The sequence below is a fragment of the Nitrospira moscoviensis genome, assembly GCF_001273775.1.
Taxonomy (GTDB): domain Bacteria; phylum Nitrospirota; class Nitrospiria; order Nitrospirales; family Nitrospiraceae; genus Nitrospira_D; species Nitrospira_D moscoviensis.
Map to the genome: position 1 here is coordinate 994,574 of NZ_CP011801.1, position 21,794 is coordinate 1,016,367.

At 62.2% G+C, this 21,794-nt stretch carries 20 protein-coding genes; 1 reads left to right on the top strand and 19 read right to left on the bottom strand.

Annotated features, from left to right (window positions below; genetic code table 11):
- Nucleotides 1-10: 10 nt before the first annotated feature.
- Complete coding sequence (gene pyk / locus NITMOv2_RS04875) at nucleotides 11-1,459, bottom strand: pyruvate kinase (RefSeq protein WP_053378820.1); 1,449 nt, start codon at nucleotides 1,457-1,459, stop codon at nucleotides 11-13.
- 211 nt (nucleotides 1,460-1,670) lie between these two features.
- Between pyk and NITMOv2_RS04880 the strand changes: the two genes are divergently transcribed.
- Entirely contained in the window at nucleotides 1,671-4,001 is a 2,331-nt protein-coding gene (locus NITMOv2_RS04880) for a 6-phosphofructokinase (protein ID WP_053378821.1), read from the top strand.
- A 6-nt stretch (nucleotides 4,002-4,007) separates the two neighbouring features.
- Here NITMOv2_RS04880 and NITMOv2_RS04885 read toward each other — a convergent pair whose 3' ends face one another.
- From NITMOv2_RS04885 to NITMOv2_RS24200, 18 genes are all read right to left on the bottom strand, one after another.
- Nucleotides 4,008-5,447: a hypothetical protein gene (locus NITMOv2_RS04885; protein WP_053378822.1), complete on the bottom strand. Its 1,440-nt coding sequence runs from the start codon at nucleotides 5,445-5,447 to the stop codon at nucleotides 4,008-4,010.
- 47 nt (nucleotides 5,448-5,494) lie between these two features.
- Nucleotides 5,495-5,992, bottom strand: a complete 498-nt coding sequence (locus NITMOv2_RS04890; RefSeq protein WP_053378823.1) for an RNA polymerase sigma factor — start codon at nucleotides 5,990-5,992, stop codon at nucleotides 5,495-5,497.
- Between the two features lie 40 nt (nucleotides 5,993-6,032).
- Nucleotides 6,033-6,530 carry a type II toxin-antitoxin system tRNA(fMet)-specific endonuclease VapC gene (gene vapC / locus NITMOv2_RS04895; RefSeq protein WP_238590464.1) on the bottom strand — a complete coding sequence of 166 codons (498 nt, stop codon included), beginning with the start codon at nucleotides 6,528-6,530 and terminating at the stop codon, nucleotides 6,033-6,035.
- On the bottom strand, nucleotides 6,428-6,703 hold the full coding sequence (locus tag NITMOv2_RS24900; protein ID WP_420799880.1) for an antitoxin: 276 nt from the start codon (nucleotides 6,701-6,703) through the stop codon (nucleotides 6,428-6,430). Before NITMOv2_RS24900 ends, vapC begins: the two co-directional genes overlap by 103 nt.
- Before the next feature lie 87 nt (nucleotides 6,704-6,790).
- Nucleotides 6,791-7,339 carry a hypothetical protein gene (locus tag NITMOv2_RS04905; protein ID WP_053378826.1) on the bottom strand — a complete coding sequence of 183 codons (549 nt, stop codon included), beginning with the start codon at nucleotides 7,337-7,339 and terminating at the stop codon, nucleotides 6,791-6,793.
- The gene (locus NITMOv2_RS04910) at nucleotides 7,336-8,064 is read right to left on the bottom strand and encodes a DUF3592 domain-containing protein (protein ID WP_053378827.1); all 729 of its coding nucleotides are present in this window, start codon (nucleotides 8,062-8,064) and stop codon (nucleotides 7,336-7,338) included. The genes NITMOv2_RS04905 and NITMOv2_RS04910 overlap by 4 nt, the downstream gene beginning before the upstream one ends.
- Nucleotides 8,065-8,068: 4 nt before the next feature.
- Nucleotides 8,069-8,788: a DUF3592 domain-containing protein gene (locus tag NITMOv2_RS04915; RefSeq protein ID WP_053378828.1), complete on the bottom strand. Its 720-nt coding sequence runs from the start codon at nucleotides 8,786-8,788 to the stop codon at nucleotides 8,069-8,071.
- 410 nt (nucleotides 8,789-9,198) lie between these two features.
- The gene (locus tag NITMOv2_RS04920) at nucleotides 9,199-10,362 is read right to left on the bottom strand and encodes an FtsB/FtsL family cell division protein (RefSeq protein WP_145976172.1); all 1,164 of its coding nucleotides are present in this window, start codon (nucleotides 10,360-10,362) and stop codon (nucleotides 9,199-9,201) included.
- Nucleotides 10,363-10,385: 23 nt separating this feature from the next.
- Entirely contained in the window at nucleotides 10,386-11,720 is a 1,335-nt protein-coding gene (locus NITMOv2_RS04925) for an Ig-like domain-containing protein (protein WP_053378830.1), read from the bottom strand.
- Nucleotides 11,721-11,756: 36 nt separating this feature from the next.
- Nucleotides 11,757-11,981, bottom strand: coding sequence for a hypothetical protein (locus NITMOv2_RS04930; RefSeq protein WP_053378831.1), 225 nt, complete (start codon nucleotides 11,979-11,981; stop codon nucleotides 11,757-11,759).
- A gap of 59 nt (nucleotides 11,982-12,040) precedes the next feature.
- On the bottom strand, nucleotides 12,041-13,303 hold the full coding sequence (locus tag NITMOv2_RS04935) for a M48 family metalloprotease (RefSeq protein WP_053378832.1): 1,263 nt from the start codon (nucleotides 13,301-13,303) through the stop codon (nucleotides 12,041-12,043).
- 104 nt (nucleotides 13,304-13,407) lie between these two features.
- Nucleotides 13,408-13,824 carry a hypothetical protein gene (locus NITMOv2_RS04940; RefSeq protein WP_053378833.1) on the bottom strand — a complete coding sequence of 139 codons (417 nt, stop codon included), beginning with the start codon at nucleotides 13,822-13,824 and terminating at the stop codon, nucleotides 13,408-13,410.
- Nucleotides 13,825-15,088: 1,264 nt separating this feature from the next.
- Nucleotides 15,089-16,060, bottom strand: a complete 972-nt coding sequence (locus tag NITMOv2_RS04945) for an amidohydrolase family protein (protein ID WP_053378834.1) — start codon at nucleotides 16,058-16,060, stop codon at nucleotides 15,089-15,091.
- Between the two features lie 20 nt (nucleotides 16,061-16,080).
- On the bottom strand, nucleotides 16,081-16,713 hold the full coding sequence (locus NITMOv2_RS04950) for a lysophospholipid acyltransferase family protein (RefSeq protein WP_053378835.1): 633 nt from the start codon (nucleotides 16,711-16,713) through the stop codon (nucleotides 16,081-16,083).
- A gap of 5 nt (nucleotides 16,714-16,718) precedes the next feature.
- The gene (locus tag NITMOv2_RS04955) at nucleotides 16,719-17,624 is read right to left on the bottom strand and encodes a phosphatidate cytidylyltransferase (RefSeq protein WP_053381992.1); all 906 of its coding nucleotides are present in this window, start codon (nucleotides 17,622-17,624) and stop codon (nucleotides 16,719-16,721) included.
- 32 nt (nucleotides 17,625-17,656) lie between these two features.
- Entirely contained in the window at nucleotides 17,657-18,262 is a 606-nt protein-coding gene (locus tag NITMOv2_RS04960; protein ID WP_053378836.1) for a CDP-alcohol phosphatidyltransferase family protein, read from the bottom strand.
- A gap of 85 nt (nucleotides 18,263-18,347) precedes the next feature.
- Nucleotides 18,348-21,437 (bottom strand): acyl-[ACP]--phospholipid O-acyltransferase, encoded by a 3,090-nt coding sequence (locus NITMOv2_RS04965; protein ID WP_053378837.1) that lies wholly within the window; start codon nucleotides 21,435-21,437, stop codon nucleotides 18,348-18,350.
- Nucleotides 21,397-21,750: an MFS transporter gene (locus NITMOv2_RS24200; protein WP_202967317.1), complete on the bottom strand. Its 354-nt coding sequence runs from the start codon at nucleotides 21,748-21,750 to the stop codon at nucleotides 21,397-21,399. Before NITMOv2_RS24200 ends, NITMOv2_RS04965 begins: the two co-directional genes overlap by 41 nt.
- Nucleotides 21,751-21,794: the final 44 nt, after the last annotated feature.

The following is a 21,794-nucleotide window of genomic DNA, read 5'->3' on the forward strand; positions in this document are numbered from 1 at the left end:
GCGGGATTGCTCACCCCACTTCCTGCAGCTTCACGAGATTCGTACCCCCCGGTTGTCCGATTCTCGTTCCGGAGAGGATGACGATCCGCTCACCGGGTTTGACCAGCCCTTCGCTTTTCAAGCGGCGTTCCGCTTCATCGATGCGCTCGTCGGTCTGGGCGATTTGTTGCATGGTCTGGGGGCGCACGCCCCAGTAGAGCGCCATGCGGCGCCGGACCGATTCGAACGGGGTGAACGCGATGATCGGCGCGGCCGGGCGCTGCTTGGAGATGAGCCGCGCGGTGCGGCCCAGCTCGCTGAACGCCACGATCGCGCTGGCGCTGATGGCTCCCGCGGCCGACGAGGCGGCGGTGCAGATCGCTTCCGGCAGCGACATGTCGCCTGCATCAACCTGACGGCGATGCACGACGCCGCGTTCGGAGCCTTCTTCCGCCGCGCGGATGATCCGATCCATCACCTGGACCGTCTCGACCGGATACCGGCCGACGGCGGTTTCCGCCGACAGCATCACGGCATCGGTGCCGTCGAAAATGGCGTTGGCCACGTCGGACGCTTCGGCCCGTGTCGGGCGCGGATGGTGCGTCATCGATTCCAACATCTGCGTGGCGGTGATCACGAGCCGGCGCCGGCGATTCGCTTCGGCGATGATGCGCTTCTGCAACAGCGGCACCGCTTCCGGCCCCATTTCGACGCCGAGATCGCCGCGGGCGATCATGACGCCGTCCGCCTCTTCCAGAATCTCATCCAGACCAGCGACGGCTTCGGCCCGTTCTATTTTGGCGATGATCGGCACCTCGGCGCCGCAATCGGCGATGAGTCGCTTGGCCGCCACGACGTCTGCGCCGTCTCCGACGAACGACAGCGCCACATAATCCACGCCCTGCGCGATCCCGAATTGGATGTCGGCGCGATCCTTGTCGGTCAACGCCGGTGCACGGAGCCGGGTGCCGGGCAGGTTGATGCCCTTATGCGAGGTGATCGTTCCTCCGGTGAGGACGATACATTCCACGCAGCCGCTTGCGATGCGGGTCGCCTGGAGCTCGATGAGCCCGTCGTCGATCAGAATACGAGCGCCGGATTCCAGGTCACGCGCCAGATGCGGATAGGTGATGGGAATGTCGATGCCGCCGCACCCACGATCGGGCGGGGCGGCCGCTCTGTCGGACGTGGCGGGCTCCGGCGTCAACCGGACGGATCGGCCGGTCTCAAGCGCCATCGTCCGGGCGGGCAGCTCGCCTACGCGAATGCGCGGGCCTTGGAGGTCTTGGATGATGGCCACCGCTGCGGCGCGGCGGTCCGCCGCCCGGCGGACCGCCTTGATCGCCGCGGCATGGGAGCCGTGCGTGCCGTGTGAGAAATTGAGTCGCGCGGCGTCCATGCCGCTGTCGATCAGACGGTCCAGTTGACCGAGCGACTCACTGGCAGGGCCGATGGTGCAGACGATCTTCACTTTGCGCATGCGAGGTTCCGAACATGGGGCGGCTCGTCGTCGCCGCGGGCGCACGTGAGCGCATGACGTATATCACAGCGAACGGAATTTGTATTGCGGCACCGTCTTCCGCACCGAGATTTTACACAGATTTTTCCCGGCGGCTCTGGACAAGCGGCGGCGGACGTCGCAATGATGCGAGGGCCGCCCCGCTGTTACAATGGCTCAGCACGAGGTGCCTATGCCGAATGCTCCACAGCTACTCGATTTCGTGACCCTCGAAGGTCTGCTCGCCTATGGGAACCGGCTGGCGCAACGCGCACCGGACGAGCGCGTGGACTGGCCGGCCGTGCGGGCCTGCTCTCTGCCATCACAACTCAGCCGCGTGAAGGCGGCCACGGACGCGATTGCCGCCTTGGTGCAACAGGCGCCGAAGGGATTTCCCGATGCCGAGGCCTACCGGTCGGCGAGGCAGACAGTGGTCGACACAGCGTGCGGGGGCGATCCGGTCGTCTTCTTCGCCGCGTGGAATCGCCTGCTGGCGGAAGGGGCCCTGCAACCCTTGCTCCGCGCGCCGATCGGGTCCGTGCTGAAGCCGACTCACCGCCGCCCGGTGGCCATCGTGCCGCGCGCGCAGTTGACGCCGCAATTGGCCGAGGGGCGCATCGTGCTGGACCTGGGCGACGACCGGTTCTGGCTCTTGCCGCGCGATCTGGCGGACCGCACCTTGCTCTTCACCATGCGCCACGGCGTTTCGCGCGTCGAAAGCAAGACGCACCGCGTGGGCCGCCGCCTGGCCAACGAACTGGACCCGGAACGGGGCGTGCCGCGGGCCGAGGCCGTGGGCGCGGCCCTCGCGCGCATGGTGGGCGTCGTGGGCCGGCAGCTCGACTTTTTGAATCTGTCGAACTACCTCGATCCAGGGAAATTCCTCCACTTCATCAGCCGCAGTCCGAATACCCGGCAGCTCTTCGAACGGGTGGCGGCCGGGTTGGCCGGCGGCGAACGTGTCGTCCCCGAGCCGGCTTATGCGCATCCGCTGGAATCGTCGGACTTCGGGTGGGTGACGGGCATGGAAAAAACCGCGGAAGCGCAAGAGCTCGCCGCTGCGTTAGGGGTCGAGGTGCCGGCGGCGAAGCGTCTCATCAAAGATCCGCTGTACTGCTATCCCGGCGGCCATTCGTTTTTCGATCTCTATGTCGACGTGATCGACGGACTGCACCGGCTCGGTCAGGCCCATCCGGGCACGGTCGCCTGCCTGTACACGCATAGCTCCACGTTGCGCGCGCTCATGATCTATCTGGACCCGCGCCCGTTTCACGAAGCCTTCACGGAGTTCAGCGACTATAAAGAAAGCCAGGACAACGTGGTGCTGCTCACGTTCGAAAAGGGGCGGCTGTCCGGCTACTCCACGGCCGTGGGGTTGTCACAGCGGGAGAAGGCCGCGCGGGAGACGTGGATCACCGTCGAACGGGTGCGCAAGGATCGGGTGACGCTGAAGCCGAGACAGATCAAGCGGATCGTCGCCCTGGTCTCCGGAGGGGATTTCGCCGGTGCCGGGGCGGCGTTGAAAGAGCTGCGCGTGACGGGCAACCGGCTCGGATTGAAAGTGCATTTCGTCCGCCACGGCTTTCTGGGGCTGGCGAATAATTGGATCGCGACCGTCACCGAAGACGATACGCGGGGAATGAGCAGCGTCGCGAGCAGCCCCATCGGCAGCAGTCGGTTCGAGGACTTCAAGGATGAAACGGTGCAGCAGGCGGCGATGCGGAATTTGGAGCCCTATCTTGAAGACGGGGCGTTGGTCGTCCTGGGCGGCGACGGCAGCCTGCGCGGCGCGCGGGCGATCTTTGAAGGCTTCGGCGTCCAAGTCGTCGGCCTCCCCGGCACCATCGACAACAACATCGAAGGGACGACATCGCTCGGCTATCATTCCGCCGTCGCGTTGGCCGATCAGTCCATCGAATCGCTCAAGGCGACGAGCGCCGCGATGGGTACGGTGTTCTTCGTCGAAGTGATGGGAGCCGGCTCCGGACACCTGGCGCTGGCCTGTGCCTATCAGGCGAGAGCCGAGGGCCTGCTGGTGAACGAGCATCCGGACCCCGACGCCTATATCGACGACGTGATTCTCGGGACGCTGAAGCAGACCCTCGGGGTGCCCAATAAAAGTCATCTCTTTGTCGTGGCCGAACGCACTCCGCACCGCCACCACAGCGACGGCGGCGTGCATGGGTTGGTGCCCTACGTGGCGGGCGCGATGGCGCAATGGCCGCCCCGCCAAGGCCGCTCAGGCTGCTATGCACCGACCCAGGCGACCAAGGCCACCATTTTGGGCCATACCTTGCGGGGAGCGCCGCCGACTCCCGAGGACAAGGCCATAGCGCAACACGTGGCGTATGAGGCCGTTCATCGGTTGGTGGAACGGCCGGATGAAGTCGTCGGCTGCATGCTGGCCTACCGGGAGCGGGCGGTGATCGAAGCCATCCCGCTCCATGCGGTGGCGCCGAAACAGTTCGATTGGGAGTTGTTCGCCAGAATGCACGGCAGCGAGCCCTCTGGGAATCTTCGGTAATCCCCGCTACGGGTGGACCGACAGGTTCACTTCGATGGAAAGGTGGTCGGTCCGGCCGGGGCCCGGAGCGACGACGTACATCGCATGTTCGGGCGGCACGTCGGGTCGGCCCGGCTCTACGCGTTCCGTCAGCAGCGCGGGCGACGACTGAGTCGGCGGCGGCGCATGTGGATCGCGAGGGCTGCGGGAGAAGACAATGAGGATCCGCGCCGGCTTGGCTTCTGTCTGCCGTTCAAAGAGCGCCGCTAAGGAAATGACGAGGGTCTTCCTGCCGGTCACCCCCCCATCGCCTTCCAGGGGGAACAGCCGTACCGGTGTCTCGCCTGCCGATCCCGGGCTATAGACAGCCAGGTAGCCGTCCTGGTTCGTTTGAACGGTCAGCCTCGGAGCATCGTCTTTTCCGATCGCCGTGGATGGATCGACTTCCAGATCAATCCCGCCCGGACCGGCCATGAGCAAACTATAGCGCAGGCCCAGCGGAGCCTGGACCGGTTGCGTGTCGGTCGATAGTTGACCGAGCAGCCCGATGCTCCGCTCCGCCCGTTTCTTTTCCCTTGTGGCGGCCTCTGCCGTCCTCCGGTCTTCGCTCTTCTGCTTGGCTGCTTCCCGTGAAGCGGCCGGCTCTTGCTGGGTGACAGAGAGTGGCTCGGCGACCGCCGGTGAGGCCGCGTAAAACAACGCGCGCGCGCTCGCGGCCGGAGGGCCGGCGCTTGCGGCGGCGGGCGCAGCCGGCGTTTGCGGTGAGAGAGGCGATTGAACCGGCCGCTGTGCCGGCGCTTCTGCGTCCGTCGCAGCGCGAGCGTCTTCGGCCGCTTTGCCGGAGGTGGCCACCTCGTCACGCGTCTTGTCCTGCTTCACGAGTGCTTCTTTGCGATCATGTCCGGCGTCGAGTCGGGACGGTTCCTGCGGTTTGGCCGGGACCGCGCGCCCGCGCCGGGCAAGCGGCGGTTCTGCCTCTCGCTGCCCGGACGGAGGAGCCTTTGCGCTCGTGTCTGTCAACTCGCGCTCCGGTTGGACACGTTGAGGCGGAGGAGTGGAAGCCGGCGGTGGGGCGGGCATGGGGGAGGCCGGAGCCTTCGTGTCTTCGGTGGCGACCGCCGGCGCGCGCTGCCGCAGACTGTCCTGATAGATCTTGGCGCCCAGCACGACGGCAAGGGCGGCCGCGGCCAGGCCGCCGGCAAAGGCCAATCCCGCCGGCCGTCGCAGCCAATCGAGCCACGAGCAGGCCTCGCCGGGCTCGGACGTCTTGCCTTGATTCAAGGCGTGAAGCAGACGGCGGCGCACGGCGGGATCGGCCAGCAGCTCTTTCAACGCCTGCTCATCAGCCAGCGAGTTGAATAGCTGTTGGTCTTCGAGCGCGGCACGGTACAGCAGCCGGCGTTCCTCAGACGTCAACGTATCCGCTGCGAAGCCGCCGAGGAGTTTCTCTAAGTCGTGCTCGGGCATGGCGAGATTACAAATGCAAAATTAAACATTCAAAATTATAAATTGCATCATTCCCAGCTCCCGCCCATTAGACTCAACAACTGTTTTCGGCAACGGAGGTCCCAGGTGTAGATCGTGTTGATCGACGCCTGGCCCATCAGTTTTTGAATCTCCGGGAAAGACTTGCCTTCCAGTTTCCACTTGAACAGCTCCCGACAGCGCTCGCCGAGTTGCGCAAGGGCGGCGAGCAGCCGGTCGACACGCTGCTTCTGGTCCAACTGTGTCGCCGGGTCGTCGGCCGGATCGGCGAGCGGGAGGTCGTCGAGCGATGCCTGATTATACTCACCGCGCCGGAGCGCTTTCCGATGGGCGTCCGACATCTTGAAGCGCAGGACCTGAAAGGCGAGGGGCACCAGCTCCGTCAACTCGGTCACGTGCGGGTACTTGTCATGCAGGACGGCCAGCACGTCCTGGGTCAGGTCCTCCGCCTGGTCCCTCGCTACTCGTGATGTCGCGAAGGCGAGAATCCTTTCGCGAAGCGAGGCGAGGATGTGATCGCGATCCATGAGAAGTCAAAATCTGTCGCGAGAGACAGACAAGAGGCTTCTATAACCAGTTCTCCACGTTCAATCGTGGCACGCGCTTAAACTCGGCGATGTTGTTGGTGATGAGAGTCACATCCAGGCTTACTGCATGAGCTGCGATCAGGAGATCCATGGCTCCGATGAGGCGACCCTGTTTTTCCAAGACGGTTCTGACACGGCCGTATTCGGCAGCCGCGTCGGTATCGAACGGCGCGACCTCAAGAGGCGCGGTAAACTCGCTGAGCGCTTCTCGGTTGCGTGCAGGATCACGGCTCTTTGCCACGCCGTACAAGAGTTCCGCCAGCGTGATGATGGAGATGCCGATTGTTCCGACCTGAAACGAGCGAAAGCGATCGAGAACGGAGACCGGGTGTTTTTTAATGAGGTAAATGCAGATGTTGGTATCGAGCATGAGCTTCATGAAAAGGCGCGTCCGCGCTTCTGGACGCGAGGCTGTTTTCGCCCCCTTTTCATGAAGTCGCTCGTGAATTTCGAGAAGCTGCTCATCATCACGTTCCAAGACGGTTTCTTGGGGCGTAAGACGAGCACATCGCCTTGCCGCCGTATCTCCACTTCGGTGCCCTCAAGATGAAACTCTCGCGGAATGCGCACCGCCTGACTGTTGCCGCTGCGGAAAATTTTCGCAGTCTTCATGACGGTCCTCCGTGTATACGAAGGATATACGGAGCCCATTGTACCGTCAAGGCGATCGATAGGACATGGCCGGGCAGCATTTGGAGAATCGCATCTCGATCCACGGCCGTCAAAATACGCTTCGGCTTAGGTGTGCCACAATCCCCATCCGATCCGGCCCAGTGCATAGAGCAGGGCTCCGCCGAGCAGGACTTTGACCCAGCCCGGTCCCAGCACGATGAATGATCCGAGAAGCCCGATCATAAACATGAGCGCGCCGAGGGCGGTGACGAACCGTCTGGCCCACACGCGGTCGCGCCGGACGGCGCCGGATCGCCAGGCCGCCTTGAGCTGGCCGAGCGTAAACTGCTCGGAGCCCTGCCGGCCTCCGGTCCGCCCCCACACGCGATAGGACGAGGCGCGCCAGGCCACCGGCCTCGCCGCCAGGCGGACGCTGCGCTCGACATCTTCCACCCCGGCATGCTCCAGAGGTTGATCCTGGTCCATCAAGAGTTTCAGGATGCCCCCCATCATCAGGGTGAATCCGATGACGCCGAGGCCGCCGGTTGTCCAGAGTAACGGCCGCTCACGGTGTTGAATCCAGGCGACGGCGGCGCGGCTGGGCGGCAACTCGGCGACGACCGCGCAGACGAAGACCAGCGCCAGGCCGCCCGCGATATGGACCAGCGTCTTCATGTCCCGGCTCGTCCGATCCAGATGTTTCGCTGCGGGCGCTCGCGATCGAACCGCACGGCGCCCGTGTCGCCGGCGCGCCATTCGGCGGCTTCATCGGGTGACAACAAGCCGCTCTCTCCTTGCCGGGTCCGTCCCATGTGATCGCGAAACGCGTAGCTCAGCCGCCATTGCGTGACGCGGTTGATTCGCGTGCTCGTCGGCCAGACCTTCTGGACCGTTCCTTCGGCGGGCAATCCTCCCCGGGACAATCGGATGACGAGGAGCACATGGCGGAGATCTGAGGAGGCGACCAAGGCTCCGATGAGCGCGAACAGCATCCCCCCGCCGGCGAAGATCAACGGCAGCCACCAGGCGTCACGATAATCCAGGTGAGTGGTCGTGGGATCAGACGGGAGGTAGCGCACGGGAAACGAGCTGCCTTCATCCAACCCCTCCCACTCGTCCACCGAAACCTCACCGACCTGCTCGACGGTGCCGCCGCCGGGAACCGCGAAGCGGTACGTCACCTGGTATTTCGTGCGGGGGTTGCCATCCCGGGTGGCCTTTTCAATCGACTTGTTCAGGATCGTCGCGTCTGTCCGGACCGATTCCCGCTCGAAGTGCTGGCGTGTCCGCCATTCCTGAAGGGCAATGAAGGTTCCTACGGTTCCGGCGGTGAGGAACAGCGCGCCGACCCACAGCAGGACCGAGCGGCGGAGCGTCTTGAACAGGGATACACCGGCCATGAGATCAGTCGGCTCCTCTCCAGACATTAACGTTCGGTTTGCGCGGGTCATACCGGACGCGGCCCATCCGTCCGGGCGGCCACTCGCCCGCCTCTTCCGGCGACAGGGTGCACGAGCCCTTGCGCGTCTTGCCTTGTGCGTCCTGAAACTCGTAATGGAGCGTCACCTGATTCACGCCGTTGATGCGGAGATAGGAGGGGCCGACGTCGGTGATCGTCGCCTCGGCCGTCATGCCGCTGCGCGCCAGGTCCCTCTCGCGTCTTCTGGCGCCGACGGCATTGAAAACGACGAACCCGCCGAGCGAGCCGATGACGCCGCCTACGACGCCGAAGACGATCGGTAAAGCAGTGTCGTCGCTCTGCCCGTGAATGCGATGGGACTGGGGCTCGTCCGGCAGGTACATCACTCGAACCGAGCCTCGTTCTTCCAACGCATCCCAATCTTCAGGGGCGACATCGGCAGTGCCCTGCACCATCTCGCCTTCACGAGGCACAAACCGGAAGGTGACCCGATAGGACGGGCTGGATTGCTTCCCGCTCTTGTTCGACTTCCGATAGACCTCCTTGGTCAATACGGTGCCGTCCACCGTCCGGCCTTCCCGCTCCAGCCGCTCGTCGACCGACATGCGGTGGATCCCGACGGACACGCCGACCACGAGAAATACCGCGCCGACGGACAGCCAGATGCCGCCGAACCAGAGCCAGAAGTTCTTTTGCGTGATCACTTTTTGCCAGCCTTAGAGATTTCTCTCTGCCCACTGTCGCATGAACTCTTTGAGTTCCCGAGCGTCTCGCATGGAAAGGATCGCTTCGACATCGGCTTGGGTGATGCGCTCATACCCGGACATACTGCTCGCTGTGCAGTAGACGCTCATCCACGGTGTTCCGCAGCGTCGACATTTCCCCAGTGTGTATTCGAAGCCGCCGGCGTGGTGGAGGTCGCGCTCGGGGTTCCATGATGGTTCATTGCAGCAGGTTAGGCAGTCCATGGATGAGGCGCGACAAGAGGTGGGGGGTAGACGAGATCTCACCGGAAGCACCGTCGATAATTTGTAACCTCGTCACATCCGCAGGGGCTAAAATAGCGTTCGCCTCTTTGATCGCGATGATTGTTAACGTGCTCTATTCTGAGATGCTAGAGATTGAGCTGTTTTTGGATCTCTTGACCGGCTAACGCCGTTTCCTCAATTTCTTTTGACCATATTTTCAGATCAACGAAAGCTTGCTGGGAAATAGCAAATAACAAAGGTGGGGACAGTCCTTTCCTAACCGATTCAATCATAAAAGGTGAGAGTGGGACGAACAGCCGTTCGCGAAAGCGGGCCTCCACCGTGTCAAGTTTTGACCTAAAACTGAACAGCTTTTGAAGGACCGCCTCGTCGGGTCCACCCTCGTCGCTGGTAAGCGCTTGTGTCGAAGAATCACTCAGGTTTTTGGTGCCCTGCTTATCGGTGCTGAATGTGCTTGCGGAACCCCCGCCTGCATCATTACTAGAGCCGCATTTCTTTCTTAGTTCTTCAAGTTCCTTAAGAATGGCTTCGATTTGATCGTCTATCTGATCGAGTTGCTTCTTTAGCTGCTTGGCTTCACGCTTTTGTTCGTAATAGTTAGAAAGGTCGTTAACCGCATCATCGGTGGCTTTTATACAACCGTAGACGTTGTTTGCGGCACTCACGACCTTGATGGCAGTCTGTGCCTGACCGACGGTGATAGGGGTGTCTGGGATTCGCATGTGTTTACCGTAGGACTGTACGGCCATTTCAAGTGATGCTTGGTCGACATAGACATCGCCTGCCTTTCTGGCGGCGTCCTTGATCAGCTCTTCTATGCCTTTGTTTAGGAATGCGTCGTCGCCGACCACTTGAGTTCCAGTGTTTACCCAGGTGTCCCATTCTATGGAGCCCTGATGAATGCTCTGTCCCATTCCAATACCCGCGTTAGCCCAACCGGCCCAATAGCTGCCTGCTCCGCTCGAAATGCTCAGCATTCCAAGAACTGAGTTGACATATCTTGCGCCGGACCCGCTGAACGGGTGAGCGAAGTTCCGCCAGGCATCGTCGCGCGCCTTAACGGCAGCACTGTACTCCTTTCGGATCATATCGGACACTTCCTTGAGTGCTCGCAGGCGTCCGATAAGGCCCTTGATCTTCTCCTCGTCCTCTTTACTGCACGGGCAGGTGGCTTCGCGGCAAGTGCCTGAGGGAGGTATGTGGCCGGGCTTATGAAATGCCAGAGCAAGTTTCACGCAGAAACTAAGTGCGACACATAAGGAAAGGAAGATCCCCATGAACTTTTTCAAGGCGCACCTGCCCGCATATAGGTTTAGGGAACTTTAGCGTTGACGCCAAACACAAACACTTTTCCGTTGCTGTGGTACGTCACTATTTTCGACCCGCGGATGGCGGACTGTTCTAAAAAGGATGGCAGTTCAGCCTCAGCGATGCTGCGACCGGAAACCCTATCAAACAGAGAAACGTGGTTTTGACTATGAACCGCCAACAAGGCGGATTCGTAAGGGAAGGCCAAGGCACTCACTGTTACACCAGGTAGGTCAGGCAACGACTTCTCTAAAGGCTGTTCTCCTGCCAAATCCCACCCGCGAATGGATCGATCCCTACTCCCGGACACTGCCATCTTTCCGTCCGGAGAAATCGCCAGTGCCACCACATTTAAAAAATGGCCCCTAAGGAGTACATGGTTTTGTGCTTTACTAGGGCTCCATATCCGCACAGTACCATCCGCACTTCCTGAGAACAGCTTGTGGCCGTCGGGGCTAAACAAAAGGCAGCTCACGGTCCGCTCATGGCCAACAAGAGGACTAGTCTTATGTTGGCGGTCCGAGCCGATAGTCCAAAGATGGATTACGCGGTCGCCACCTCCAGAAGCCACAATTCGTCCATCTGGCGAGAGCGCCAGTGCGGTCACGCGTAGTCCGTGTTTCCCGAGTAACGCGTTATCCTCCCGCGTACCATCCATATGCCATAACCGGACGGTCCTATCCTCGCCCCCCGAGACCAGAAGCTTTCCATCGTCACTGAGCGCCAGGGAATAGACCGGTCCGCGATGGCCTTGCAGGACTCGCGATTGAGACAGTTTAGATCTCGTATTACGCCAGACTTCGATGGTTCCATTTTCAAACCCGAAAGCAATAGCGTTCCCGTCCGCTGACAAAGTAAGTGCCGATAGCCTTTTCATATCCGTGGAACCGATAGCGGAGAGAGTGAGCCAGCCATGACCCGGGTAGAATACGTCGGTTTCGGTGTGCGCCACGTTCCCCGCGCGATCGGCAATCTCCACGGTCAGCTTGTGTTCACCTATGGGCAGTGACTTGGGCAGGGTGAGCTGCCCGCTCGCGCCCCGGCTATGTTGATCGAACTGACCGGCATAGTCGGTGCCGTTCAGGAGCACGTGGAGGGTGCGGACGGCGATGCCGCTGCCGGCATCCCGGTATTCGATTTCCACCGTGAGCGTGTCTCCGCCGATTTCCGTGCCGGCAGCCGGTTCGACGATGCGAACGCTGGGCGGGGTCCGATCCGGGTCGGCCGAGCCGGCGTTGGAGGAGAAGAGAAGTGGAGCGAAACCGGATAGAACAAAAACCACCCGGCAGAGCCGGAACCCTAAGCAGGCGGCCGGGCAGAAGCCGGCAGTCCGTCTCATCGCACCCTCACAGTTGAAGACAGACACCAGCGACAATTACTTTTTCGGCGCCGGCGGCGGAGCCGTCGGCTTCGTGTTCGCGTTCCTGCCCGCGTTGTTCCCTTTCTGCTCGGTTCCCGACATGGTGCTGGTGGCGGGTTTCGTCTCCTTGGTCAGCGGGGGTGTGCCGGCGGCATGGACGTCACGGGTGCTGATCCCGCTTCCCAACAGCTGCGCGACAACGCCTGATACGAGCAACATCCACAACGCATGTTTTCGCATGGTGTCCTCCTGGTTGCAGGGGCGTTTTCTGTGGCTCCCCTCAGCTTGGTGAGTCGGCATTAGGACTGCTTCAGTTCATTCACATACCGTTTGATGGGTTCCGCATCCTTGGCTCCCCCGTTCAGGGACAGATAACGTTCGAAGGCTTCAATCGCTTTGGGCTTGTTCCGCTGCTTGTAGTAGGCGAGTCCCAGTTCGCGATAGGCGTCGGCAAAGTTCTCGTTGAGTTGGACGGCCGTGGTCAAGTGGGTGACGGCCTGCTGCAGGCCGGCGGACCCGCCGGTTTCCGAGGCGATCTTGCCCATGTAGTAATGGGAGAGATGGTCTTTGTTGTTGGCGAGCAGGGCTTTCTCGAACATGGCAGCCGCCGTCTTGAATTTCTTCCGCTCATAGTCAAGGCGGCCGACTTCGACGACCAGATCGCGCGTGCGCTGCTTGAACTCGGCGGTGTTCGTGATCAACTTGCGCCTCTCGAGATCAGCGGCGTATTTCGATTGGACGAGGCTTGTGAGCTTCTCGATCCGCGCTTTGTTCGTGGGATGGTCCCCGTAGAAGAAGTTCTGCACGGCGCCCTGGTCGCCGTACTCTTTCATGAGCTGCTCGAAGGTGCCCGCCGCTTCCCGCGGGTCGTATCCGGCTTTGACCATGTAGTCCAGACCCACGACATCCGCTTCGCTTTCATTGGCGCGCCCGTGCCCGCTGACGGAGGCCTTCATCGAATATTCGTATGTCTTGTCGAGGAGCGCCGGGGGGATCTGGGTTTTTGCCGCGGCACCGGTGGAGACGGCGGTGACGCGCGCGATCTCGCCGAGCAGCTGGATGCCGTATGTGCCTTCAATCCCCTTCGTCACATGGCTTTCGGTGACATGCGCAATCTCGTGGGCGAGCACCATGGCGAGTTGCGCCTCGTTCTCCATGCGGGCGATCAAGCCGGCGTTCACGTAGAGCAATCCGCCGCCGAAGGTGAAGGCATTGATGCTGCCGTCATTCACGACACGGATGCTATAGGTAAACGGGCGTGGGTGGGCTTGAGCGACCAGCCGCTGGACGATGTCGCTCAGGTAGGCATCCAGCAGCGGGTCTTCCCACATCTTATGGCCGGCGTCGAACTTCCGCGCATTCTCCTGCGCCATGCGCTCTTCGTCGGCCTCTGTAAACTTCGGCCGATTCAGGATGGCGCCGCCGACCGACATGCCGGTGTTGAGGTACTGATCAGTCCCCGCCGGCAGTTGCCGCATGACGTCCTCGCAGCCGGTAAGCCAGACGGAAAAGAGGAGGAGTATCAGAGGAAGTACCGTGAAGGCCAAGCGACGAGTAGGCATGGCGAGCCTCCGTTATGTGGCAGGTCAGTGAGGATTCAAGGGATGAGCATTACAGCGTACAAAGGATGCCATGGTCAATAGTACGGAGGTATGCCCGATCAAAGTCAGAAGTCAGTGACTTGTCCCGCTCGAACCGTCACCTGTTCCTTCTGCCCCGCAACTTCAACATCGAACGTGCCGGCCGGCAGGCCGATGAGTTCCCCGCCGTAGCCGCCGGCGATCTCTTGGCCTCCCTCGAGGACCGCCGCTCGGACGTTCTTCGGGCGCGAGATACGCAGCACGCCCACCTTGATGGTGGTGTCATGGCCGGCTTTGACCGTGACGCTGGGAACCGTCTTGCCGGCTATCTTCACGTCGTAGGTGCCGGATAGCAGGTCAAATTCATGGTTCCCATAATCCGCCTGCACTTCTTGTCCGCCTTTGAGCACCGCGATCCTCGTGCCCGTCGGCACGGCGGCGGGCGGATACGCGACGACCAACCGCCCAAATCGACCCTTCAGCGATGAGTTTGCTAGGATCATGCAGCAGTCCTGGCCTTGCGTCTTTGCAGAAGCCGGTTCATCTGGGCAGGCGGCTCCGGCGCGATACCAAACATGAAACGCGCCATAGCTGGCGAATGCGATTGTGTCCCAGCTAAATGGGGCTGGCGTTCGGCCCGGCCCAGGATCCCAGGCCCACCGGATAATACTGTCCTCACGCACATGCTTTCGCACTTCCTCCAGGGTGCGTCCGCCATTGTGAGCCGGATCTTTGATCTGCCGGCAAATCTGTGCCGCGCTTTTCCCAGCGAACGCTAAGGCCGGCGGCGGCATTCTCCAGTGACCTGGAGCGCCGGGCGGGGTCCCGGGAGATGGTCCGTTTGTTTCGCCGTGACATTGCCGGCAGTCGGTCGTCTGGCGGTTCACGGGCGGTACATGAATGTGGCGGTCGTCGCCCTGCGTCGGACTATCTCCTGGATTGTGGCAGTTGACGCAGCGATGAAATGTGATCACCGGGCCTATGTAATTAGACCAAAGGTATCGGGCGCGTTCGTCGTCAACAAACAAGTACGGTCCCACTTCGGCCGTCTTTATCACTGTCCCCTCAGGCAATGTCAGCTGCACTGTCACAATGAACTTCGCGTCCCAACCGGGTAATGAGCTCGGGTATGGATCGGGAGTCCAACTCCATTGCGGATTGGAGGTCGGCTCTCCTGAAGCTGCTACGGGCTCGTTTCCGTGGTAACTATCAGTCTCGGCATTCCATCCCCGGATTGCGAATTGATACAGTGGCGGCGGACTGTTCGCCGGGAGACCGCTTACCGAGGCAGACATGCGTATCTCACCCCACTGAAGCCGTGGAACAAGAGGTTTGGAACTGCTCAGCTTTGGAGTTGCGCCGGTTTTGTCTGTGACTCTCAGAATGACCTGAATCGAAGATTGTTTTCCCTGCGAAGGCAGTGGCTTGCCGGTTTGACAGCCGGGTCCGACGCAGGGCTGTTTCTCCTTCGATAGCGACGGCCCGACCAGAACCATCAACAATACCGCGAGGATTGAAACCGAGAGCAGCTGCGGCGTGAGGATCAGCATAAGCGTCCTACTTCATCACCAACTGAGGGTCGTGAGTGCAACGTCCGGTCACTAAGAGAACGGGGCAGACGGCGGAACATTCGTCCGCCGGTGAGAAGAACGACCGATGCCGCATTGCTCCCTCCGTCAAGGAAGCCGGGTATCGCGGATGGAAGGTGCGCAAGCCTACAGCGAGGTATGGCGGGGCGTCAACCTGCAGAGGAGGGGAGGCTGAGCATTAGGGGGATGAAAATAGTTCGCCGAACGACCGGAATTTGACGTTCAGTCTCTCGCAGACTTCCACCTGGCGGTCAAACCGGTTCTTCGTGCGGATGATGTCGCGCAAGGTGCCGAAGGCGACGCGTCCCCAGGCCGCGACGTGGAAGACGGACAAGGGATAGTCGGTGCCGAACAGCAGGCGCTCGTGGATTTCGGGATGTTTCCGCAAATGCAGCAGCATGCGAAAGCGATTGGGCAACGTCAGAGCCGAGATGTCGGCGTAGAAATGCGGGTAGCGTGCGACGAAATCGTGAAGGGTGGGAATGAATTTCTCATAGAGGATCAAGCCGTAGCTGCAGGCGTGTGCGGCGATCACCGTCGTGCCTTCATCAAGCGCCAACTTCAGGCGATCCGGGTCTCCGACGGACTGATCCTTGCCGATCAAACTGAATTCGTAGCCGACGTGGCTCAGAAACGGCAGCTTGTGTTCGGCCAGCGCGCGATAGAACGGTTTGTACTTCGGATCGGCCGGGTTGAACTGTTGCGCATTGGGTAAGACTTTGACCAGTGTGGCTCCCGCCTCGGCGCACCGGTGAACTTCCTCGACCGCGTCCCGCCGCTGCGGGTTGATCGAGACGCCGGCAAGAAATTCGTTGGGATAGGTCTTGGCCGTCTGCAAGACATAGTCGTTGCTGATGAGGAAATCCGTGTGCTCCCGGACGAGCCGGCCGGACGTGTCGTAGACGCCGTCCATCCCGAGCAACACCGCTTGCCGCACATGGCGGGATGCCCGAAGCTCTTGCAGCAGGTCGTCGAGGTACTTGCGATTCGCGTCACCCGGCTTCTGGGGATCGAGGCCGTGTTTCCACAGCAGAAAGCGAAAGAGCGGGCTCTTCAGCATCTTCGCTGAAATGTAACAGCCGTTCCCGCCGTCCGGCAGCGCGGCGAGATGGACGTGGCAGTCGATCAGCCGCTTCGTCGTCTCAGACATCGTGTCCCCTTCTGCTCAGTCTACTCCCAGGCCGGTCTGTACCCTTCTTCCGACAGCGCCTTGACGGCCTGCTCCAGCGAGGTCATGAAGCCGGCCTTCTCTCCGGTCCACTTCAGCGGCTCGCCGACAAACACATCGCAAAAGAACGGCACCAACAAGGCCTCTCCTCGCGGCAGGGCTTTGCCCAAGCCGTGCAGAAACACCGGCACGATCGGGACATCCGGGTGGCGCTTCGCCAAGTGCGCAATCCCCGTCTTGAACGTCCCCATGTGCTCCGGGTCGCCGCGCGAGCCTTCCGGAAACAGGATCAGGATCTCCTTGCATTCCAGCGCGGCGCTGCATTCCGCCAGCGGGTCTTCCCGCGTCGTCACCTGCCGTGCCAACGGAATGATATGCATGATGCGCTTCGAAAACCAGGCCAGTAGAGGGTGCGAGAAGAAATAATCGCTCGCTCCGACCGGACGCAGCGCCGGCAGCAACCGCCAGGGCAGTAACGTCATCAGCACCAACGTGTCCAGATGGCTATTGTGATTGGAGACCACGATGGCGGGCCCGGCTGCCGGTAAGCGCTCGCGGTGGCGGACATTCATGCCAAGCACGATGAGTACCAAGGGGCGCACGATGAGAAGAAAGAATAGATGCTGCAGCGCCATGCGCCTCAGTAGTGCAGATAGTAGAGGAAATGGAAAAACAGCGGCGACGTATAGGTCAAACTGTCGATCCGGTCCAGGATGCCGCCGTGGCCGGGCAGCAGATTGCCGCTGTCTTTCACCCCGATGTCGCGCTTCAGAGCGGAGATGGTGACGTCCCCAATGAACCCGGCGATCCCGATGAGCAGGCCGGCGGCGACGGATTCCCTCTGTGTCAACGGCGTCAGATGGGGCGCGAGCAGCGCGGCGAGGGTGACGGTCGTCGCCAGTCCGCCGACAAACCCTTCCCACGTCTTGTTGGGGCTGACCGTGGGAATGATCTTATGCCGTCCGGTGCACTTACCCCAGACGTACTGCGCCACGTCGTTGAACTGCGTCAGAAACACGAGGTAGAGCACGAGCCCGGCGCCCGCCGCGATCGGATTGCGTTCCGCCGGCAGCACCAACAGGAACGCGGCATGGCTGATGCTGAAGACCATCATCATTAAGCCCCAATGCAGCGTGCCGGCGGCGCGCAAAAAGTCTTTGGTCTCGCCGATCGTGACCATGCGCATCGGCAGCAGGAGAAAGAGATAGACCGGGATGAAGATGATGAACATGCCGTACCATTCGAGATGGACCCAATAATACTGCATCGGAATCGCCGCGTAGGCCCACGCGAGCACGCGCCGGTCGGCCCGGCGCGTCGGAATGAGCGACAGGTATTCCTTCAGCGCGAAAAAGCTCACGAAGGCAAAGAAGACGATCGAGGACGTCCGGCTGAGCAGGATGGCGCCGGCGAACACGCCGGTCATGATCCACCAGGACTGAATCCGCTGCGTCAGCTCGGCATAGGACCGGTCGGGATGCAGCCGCTTCAGCAGGGTCACGATGGCCGAGGCCAGGACCAGGATGCCGACAATGCTGCCCAGCATCCACAGGACAGGGGAGCGGAGATGGGCCGGGATCACGCGGCCTCCCGCAAGGCCTGTCTGGCGCGATTGATGATCGTGAGGATGGAGAGCACCGACCCGAGCCCGAAGAGGGCCGCGCACCAGAGACCGGCCGGCACCCCTAGTGACAGCAGCAGCGTCGCCAGGCCGACGAGGACGGCCCGGTCGCTTTTCCCCATGGGACCGGCGTAATTTCGGGTGGCGCCGATCTGCACGGCGATCACGCCCGTCATCTCTACGATGGCTCCGAGGAGCACGAAGGTCACCACGATGGCCGGATCGAGGCCCGGCACCAGAGCGAGAGGGAGATACAAGACCGCGTCAGCCAGGACATCGCCGAGCTCGTTCAGGACGGCCCCCAGCCGGCTCTTCATGTGATGTTCGCGTGCCAGCATGCCGTCGATCGCGTTGAGCGCCATGCGAAAGAGCAGCACGACAGGAATGAGACCCAACATCGGCAGGTGCGCCGGCCGGCTTGCGATGAGCAGCCCGGTCACGGCCGCGAGCAGGAACGCCGCGACGGTGATCTGATTGGCCGTGACGCCCCGGGCGGCCAGTGAGACCGTCAGGGGCCGCAGGAGCCCTTGAAACGCCGGTTTAAGATCGTAGACGCTCGGCATCGACCTACGTATTCCTACAGTCAGCAGGGAGCGTATCACATGGCAGTCGGAGCGCGAGGGAATTGTGAGTTCTGGAAGGGAACGATTAGGCGGAGGTGCCCGACGCCAGCCGTTCCATTGCCATGCGCTTGAGCCCGCGGAGATCGAGCTTGCCGGTTCCGAGCACCGGCAGGGCGTCGACCTTCACGAAGTGATTCCGGGCGGGAATGAACAAATTGGGGAGACCCTGGGCCGCCAGCTTGTCGAGGATGTCCGGAATGCGTGCCTCGTCGAGCGTATGGAGGACGGCCAGGCGCTCGCCCTTTTTCTCGTCCGGAAGGCCGGTGACGGCAAACACCTGCATGTCGGCTCCGGCCGCCTGTTGCAAGGCCTCTTCCACCTTGCCGTGGGGGACCATCTCGCCGCCGATCTTCGAGAAGCGCGACAGCCGGTCGGTGATGGTGAGAAAGCCGTCTTCGTCCAACGCCGCGATGTCGCCGGTGATATACCAGCCGTCGCGCATGGCCTTGCTCGTCAAGTCTTCGCGGCCGAGATAGCCGTTCATGACGTTCGCCCCTTTGACGAGCAGCATCCCGGCTTGAGCGGGAGGAAGGATCTGCCAGGTGTCGGGATCCACGACGCGGACCGAGACGCCGGGCAGCGGCTGTCCGACGGTCCCGCGCCGGGAGGCGACTTGATAGAAGCCCGCCGCGCGGTAGTCCGGGCAATTGGCGGCGATCACCGGCGCGCATTCCGTGACCCCGTAGCCTTCGACGGGCGCGATCCCGAACTTCTGTTGGAACGCCTCGACCAGGCGGAGCGGCAGCTTCTCGGCTCCCGTCAGGACCACCCGCAAGGAACTGAACTGCTCCGGTGTGCAGCGGCGCAAATAGAGTTGGAGGAACGTGGGGGTGACGACCAACAGCGTGATGCGATACCGCGCGCACAGCTCCCCGATGGCCGCCACATCGAGCGGCGAGGGATGAAACACGATGCCGGCGTTGTGCCTGGTGTAGAACCAGAGCAGCATGTAACCGAAGGAATGGAAGAACGGCAGGATGCCGAGCGCCCGATCCTGCTTGTCGATGGGGATGACCTGCGCCGCCCCTTCGACGTTCGAATTGATGCTGAAGTGGGACAGCATCACGCCTTTCGGTTCGCCGGTGCTGCCGCTGCTGAAAATGATGGTGGCGAGGTCGTCCATCGTCGTCGGCCGTGTCTGGCCGCAGGCTCGCTCCAGCAGGGACAGCGGCGCAAGCAGGGCGAGGAGAAGGGCTGCGACTTTGTCGCGGCGACGGATCGTCTTGGCGATGTCTTCGAGCCACAGCACGGCGGCCCCTGCCGGGACCTCGAGCTTTGCCTTGTCGATGAACTGCCGGCTGGTGAGCACGGTCTTCAGCGAGGCTTGCATGACGGCCGACTCCAAGCCGGCCCGGCCCACAGTGTAGTTCAGGTTGACGCTGGTCTTCCCGGCCAGCGAGGCGGCGATGTTGACCAATGCGCCGGCCACGCTCGGCGGCAGCAGCAGGCCGACATGCTGTTGGCCGTGCCAATGCATTCGCAGCGCCCGAGCCAAGGCGATCGTGCCGATGAGAGCCTGAAAACCTGTTACCCGAGGTCGTGACCCGTCCGCCATGGCGAACGTGAAGGGCCGCCGCCGCCACGTCCGCACCACCGGCCGGTGCAACGGCTCTTGATCCGCCTTCCGCAGATGCCACGCCGCTTCACCCAACTCGCGGACCAGACGGCGCAGCTCATACGCCGGCGTCGCCGACGGCTGGGGCGCCCCGAAGGAAACCGTGACGGGATAGGGAATGCGGTCCGGCCATTTGCTCACGAAGCGGCCGTCTCTGAAGCTGAAGATGCTGCCCCACACGCGATCCAGATGGACCGGGATGATCGGCGCGGCGCGGCCTTTGACGATCCGCTCGAATCCGCGCCGGAAGGGCAGCAGCGTGCCGGTTCTGGTGATCTGGCCCTCGGGAAAGATGCAGACGACTTCGCCGTCGTCCAGCGCCTGTCCCGCCTGCCGCAGCGCCCGGAGGATCATGCGCGGGCCGCCGGAGGACGAAATGGGAATGACGCGCATCATCCGCATCAGCCAGTGCAAGAGCGGATGCGTGGCATAGCCTGCATCCACCACGAACCGGATCCGCCGGTCGATCGAGGCCATGAGCAGGAAGCCGTCCACGAAGGACATATGATTGGGGACCAGCAGGGCGCCGCCGGTCGCCGGCACATGCTCCGCTCCGACAACGCGCACGCGGTAGAGCGTATTCGTCAGGATCACCAGGACCAGGCGAATGAAGGCGTCGGGTAGCAGCCAGAGGGCCCACAGGGTGCCGCCGAGGGTCGCGAAGGCGGTGGCCACAAAAATACTGCTGGTCGAGAGGCCGCCGTTGGCGAGTGTCCCGCCGGCGAGCGAGCCGAACAGGATGCCCGTGAAGACACAGGTGTTCGAAAACGAGATGACGGAGCCGCGCCGGTCCGCCGGCGACTTCCATTGGAGGACGGCGTTCAACGGCACGAAGATGAAGGCGCTGGCGACGCCGAGCAGGCCCATCAGGGCGAAGGTGCCGGGCATCTGCGGCGCCAACAGCCCGACGAGGCCCAACGTGGCGAACACGCCCACGGCGCCCAGGGGGATCAACCCGTATTCCACCCGGTGTTGTGAGAGCCGGCCGACCAACATGGCGCCCAGCCCGATGCCGACCGATAGTACGGTCAGCGGCAGACCCGACAAGGCATCGGAGAGATTCAACACCGCCTTCGCATAGACCAGCACGTTTTGGGCGAAGAGACTCGCGATCGTCCAAAAGAAGATTTCTCCCGCGATCGCCAGGCGCAGCAACCGTTCTTCGCGAATGGCCGCCCAGGCCCCCTGGACGGTGGCGACGACGCCGCCGGACGCTCGCGCCGGCGTCACCGGCGGAACGGTCGATGCCGCTGCCAGTCCCACGATCGACAGGACCACCAGCGCGAGCGGCGCTATCCATAACGTCTCCCCGGCGCTTTGGAGGAGAAAGCCTCCGGCGGCGGTGCCGGTGAGGATGGCCGCGAAGGTCCACATTTCAAGGAGGCCGTTCGCGCCGGCCAACCCTTCGTGCGGGACCAATTCGGGAAGAATGCCGTACTTCGAGGGACTGAAGAGCGCGCTATGCACCCCCATGCCGAACAGCACGATCAACGGCAGCACGCCTCCCGCCGGATTCAACCACGAGCAGCACTTCCACGATTTTGATCGAAATGATGACGGTACGTTTGCTGAGGCGATCCGCCAACGTGCCGCCGACGAGCGAGAGCAGGACCAGCGGGAGGGTGAAGATCATGAACGTGATGGCCGTCTGCGTTTGCGCCACGGTCTCCGCGTCCGAGCCGGGCGCCATGTGCGCCGTGGCTTGCCGGATGGCGAGGAGGGCCACCATCAGCTTCCAGGCGTTGTCGTTAAAGGCCCCGCAGAACTGGGCGATGAGCAGGCCGCGAAGCGGATGTCGAGATGTCGGCGTCATCAACGATGCGACGAGATGAGAAGGCGTCTGCCGGCACAAATATG

Excerpts from the sequence above, each read along its gene's own strand:
- pyk (WP_053378820.1), bottom strand. The coding sequence starts at position 1,459 with ATGCGCAAAGTGAAGATCGTCTGCACCATCGGCCCTGCCAGTGAGTCG.
- NITMOv2_RS04880 (WP_053378821.1), top strand. The coding sequence starts at position 1,671 with ATGCCGAATGCTCCACAGCTACTCGATTTCGTGACCCTCGAAGGTCTG.
- NITMOv2_RS04885 (WP_053378822.1), bottom strand. The coding sequence starts at position 5,447 with ATGCCCGAGCACGACTTAGAGAAACTCCTCGGCGGCTTCGCAGCGGAT.
- NITMOv2_RS04890 (WP_053378823.1), bottom strand. The coding sequence starts at position 5,992 with ATGGATCGCGATCACATCCTCGCCTCGCTTCGCGAAAGGATTCTCGCC.
- NITMOv2_RS24900 (WP_420799880.1), bottom strand. The coding sequence starts at position 6,703 with ATGGGCTCCGTATATCCTTCGTATACACGGAGGACCGTCATGAAGACT.
- NITMOv2_RS04905 (WP_053378826.1), bottom strand. The coding sequence starts at position 7,339 with ATGAAGACGCTGGTCCATATCGCGGGCGGCCTGGCGCTGGTCTTCGTC.
- NITMOv2_RS04910 (WP_053378827.1), bottom strand. The coding sequence starts at position 8,064 with ATGGCCGGTGTATCCCTGTTCAAGACGCTCCGCCGCTCGGTCCTGCTG.
- NITMOv2_RS04925 (WP_053378830.1), bottom strand. The coding sequence starts at position 11,720 with ATGAGACGGACTGCCGGCTTCTGCCCGGCCGCCTGCTTAGGGTTCCGG.
- NITMOv2_RS04930 (WP_053378831.1), bottom strand. The coding sequence starts at position 11,981 with ATGCGAAAACATGCGTTGTGGATGTTGCTCGTATCAGGCGTTGTCGCG.
- NITMOv2_RS04935 (WP_053378832.1), bottom strand. The coding sequence starts at position 13,303 with ATGCCTACTCGTCGCTTGGCCTTCACGGTACTTCCTCTGATACTCCTC.
- NITMOv2_RS04940 (WP_053378833.1), bottom strand. The coding sequence starts at position 13,824 with ATGATCCTAGCAAACTCATCGCTGAAGGGTCGATTTGGGCGGTTGGTC.
- NITMOv2_RS04945 (WP_053378834.1), bottom strand. The coding sequence starts at position 16,060 with ATGTCTGAGACGACGAAGCGGCTGATCGACTGCCACGTCCATCTCGCC.
- NITMOv2_RS04950 (WP_053378835.1), bottom strand. The coding sequence starts at position 16,713 with ATGGCGCTGCAGCATCTATTCTTTCTTCTCATCGTGCGCCCCTTGGTA.
- NITMOv2_RS04955 (WP_053381992.1), bottom strand. The coding sequence starts at position 17,624 with ATGCTGGGCAGCATTGTCGGCATCCTGGTCCTGGCCTCGGCCATCGTG.
- NITMOv2_RS04960 (WP_053378836.1), bottom strand. The coding sequence starts at position 18,262 with ATGCCGAGCGTCTACGATCTTAAACCGGCGTTTCAAGGGCTCCTGCGG.
- NITMOv2_RS24200 (WP_202967317.1), bottom strand. The coding sequence starts at position 21,750 with ATGACGCCGACATCTCGACATCCGCTTCGCGGCCTGCTCATCGCCCAG.